3 protein-coding genes are annotated in these 2,521 nt (G+C 64.1%); 2 read left to right on the top strand and 1 reads right to left on the bottom strand.

Annotated features, from left to right (window positions below; all coding sequences use genetic code 11):
- A partial coding sequence (locus VGQ94_08840; protein ID HEV2022622.1) for a 3-oxoacyl-[acyl-carrier-protein] synthase III C-terminal domain-containing protein occupies nt 1–188 on the top strand: 188 nt, incomplete at its 5' end.
- A 13-nt stretch (nt 189–201) separates the two neighbouring features.
- On the opposite strand, the gene VGQ94_08835 is transcribed toward VGQ94_08840, so the two are convergent.
- Nucleotides 202–1,653 carry an aspartate ammonia-lyase gene (locus tag VGQ94_08835; GenBank protein HEV2022621.1) on the bottom strand — a complete coding sequence of 484 codons (1,452 nt, stop codon included), beginning with the start codon at nt 1,651–1,653 and terminating at the stop codon, nt 202–204.
- 135 nt (nt 1,654–1,788) lie between these two features.
- Here VGQ94_08835 and VGQ94_08830 point away from each other — a divergent pair.
- On the top strand, nt 1,789–2,521 hold a 733-nt coding region (locus VGQ94_08830), incomplete at its 3' end, for an NAD(P)-binding domain-containing protein (GenBank protein HEV2022620.1).

Below are 2,521 nucleotides of genomic sequence, written 5' to 3'. Positions count from 1 at the left end.
TCGGCCTGAACCCCGACCGCGTCATCATCAACATCGACGAGTTCGGCAACACCACCGCCGGCACCATCCCGCTGGCCATGCAGACGGCACTCGACCAGGGCAAGCTGAAAAAGGGAGACTTGGTGCTGCTGGCCTCCGTGGGAGCAGGATTTACTACCGGGGCTACGCTGCTCCGGTGGGCGTACTAGTCGGCGGCAGGAATTACTTCTTGGCCTTGATGTCCTCGCGCTTGGCTGCCGCCTCCAGCGGGCGCTGCGGCTCGGTCATCCTCGCCGGGTCGAGGATCTCGGCAATCTCTTTCTCCGACAGCAGCTTCTTCTCCCGTGCGATGTCAATGATGGAGCGGCCTGTGGCCACGGACTCCTTCACGATCTCCGCCGCCTTGGCATAGCCGATATAAGGATTAAGCGCAGTGGCCAGCGAAACCGTGCTCTGGGCGTAGAAGTCGCAGCGCTTGGGGTTCGCCGTGAGCCCGGCCACGCAGAAGTCGGTGAACTGCCGCAACATGTTCGTCAGGATGCTGATGGACTGCATCACGTTGTAGCTCATGGTGGGCATCATGACGTTCAGCTCGAGCTGTCCCGCCTGCACCGCCATGGCCACGGCCACGTCGTTGCCGACCACTTGGAATGAAACCATGGCTGCCAGCTCCGGTATCACCGGGTTGATCTTCCCCGGCATGATGGAGGAGCCGGGCTGCAGCGCCGGCAGGTTGATCTCGGCCAAGCCGGTGTTGGGCCCTGCGGCCAGCAGGCGCAGGTCGTTGGAGATGCGGATGATCTCCAGCGCCAGGTTGCGCAGCGTGGAGGAGATGGTGGACATACAAAGGTTCGACTGCATGGCGTAGCGCATGTCGTCCACCACCACCAATCTCTGCCCAGAGATGCGCGCCAGGTTGGCGATGGCCTTCTCGCGATAGTCGGGATGGGTGTTGATCCCGGTGCCCACCGCCGAGCCGCCCAGCCCGATCTCGCGGGCGAACCCGGCGCCCTCGCGGATGGCGATCCACGCCCGCCGCGCCGCGCCCGCATAGGCGGCGAACTCCTGTCCCAGGCGCATGGGCACCGCGTCCTGCATGTGCGTCCGCCCCGACTTCATGATGTCCCAAAATTCCTTGCCCTTCTTGTCGAGCGCGACGGCGAGCGCTTCGACCGCGACGCTGAGCTTCTCCAGCTCCAGCAGCGCCCCCAGGCGCATGCCGGTGGGGAAGACGTCGTTGGTGGACTGCCCGTAGTTGACGTGGTCGTTGGGATGGAGCACGGAGTAGTCGCCCAGCTTGCCGCCCAGGAGCTCGATGGCGCGGTTGGCGATCACCTCGTTGGAGTTCATGTGGAAGCTGACGCCGGCTCCCGCCTGGAAGACGTCCACCAGGAACTCCGTATCCCACTTGCCCTCGGCCACTTCCTTGCTTGCGGCGATGATGGCGTTGGCGCGCTTCTCATCCACCAGGCCGAGCGCCAGGTTGGCCTCCGCCGCTGCCTGCTTGATCATCCCCATGGCGTGGATCAGCGTGGGGTGCGCCCGCATCCTGGAGATGGGGAAGTTCTCCATCGCCCGCACCGTCTGGATGCCGTAGTAGACGTTCGCCGGGATCTCTTTCGTCCCGATGGAATCTTTTTCCGTGCGGGTGGAGGTTGCAGTTGCGGTTGCCATGAGGGCTCCTGGTCGGCTTCGAGAATGGGAAGCCAAGACCCAGGGAAAAATTATAGCAAGTGGCGACGCCGTGCCCGCTTATTGCTTATCGCTTACTGCTTGTCGTAGGCCGGCCTTGTGGCATCATGTTAGACGATGGCATCCACGAAAACCGGGTCGCTGCTGGAAACCCAGCCCAAAGCTCAGCCCATCCCGGACGACTACGCCCTAGTGGACGTCCTGATAGTGGGCGCCGGGCCCACCGGCCTGGCCTGCGCCATCGAGGTCCAGAAGGTGGGCCTCTCCGCGCTGCTCATCGAGAAAGGCTGCCTGGTCAACTCCATCTACCACTACCCGGCGAACATGACCTTCTTCACCACGCCGGAGCTGCTGGAGATCGGCGACATGCCCTTTACCACGGCCCATCAGAAGCCCACGCGCGAGGAGGCGCTGCAGTACTACCGCCACGTGGCCGCGCACTACAAGCTGAACGTCCGCCAGTACGAGAAGGTGGAGACCATCGCCGGATGGGACGGCGCCTTTCAGGTGCTGACCACCGACGCCTACGACCACATCCAGGAGTGGCGCGTGCGCAAGATCGTGGTCTCTACCGGCTACTACGACCGCCCCAACCTGCTGGACGTCCCCGGCGAATCGCTGTCCAAGGTCTTCCACTACTACCGCGAGCCGCATCCTTACTATGACTGCGACGTGGTGGTGGTGGGCGGCAAGAACTCGGCGGCGGAGGCGGCGCTCGACCTCTGGCGCCACGGCGCCCGCGTCACCCTGGTCCACCGCGGCCCCGACCTCGGCTCCAGCCTCAAGTACTGGGTGAAGCCGGATCTCGAGAACCGCATCAAGAACCGCGAGATCCAGGCCCGCTTCAACA

The organism is Terriglobales bacterium, from assembly GCA_035937135.1.
GTDB lineage: Bacteria > Acidobacteriota > Terriglobia > Terriglobales > Acidobacteriaceae > DASYVL01.
This window is presented reverse-complemented; position numbering and strand designations above follow the sequence as displayed.

What these genes read in the sequence shown, in the direction of transcription:
- VGQ94_08835 (HEV2022621.1), bottom strand. Translation starts at nt 1,653, where the DNA reads ATGGCAACCGCAACTGCAACCTCCACCCGCACGGAAAAAGATTCCATC.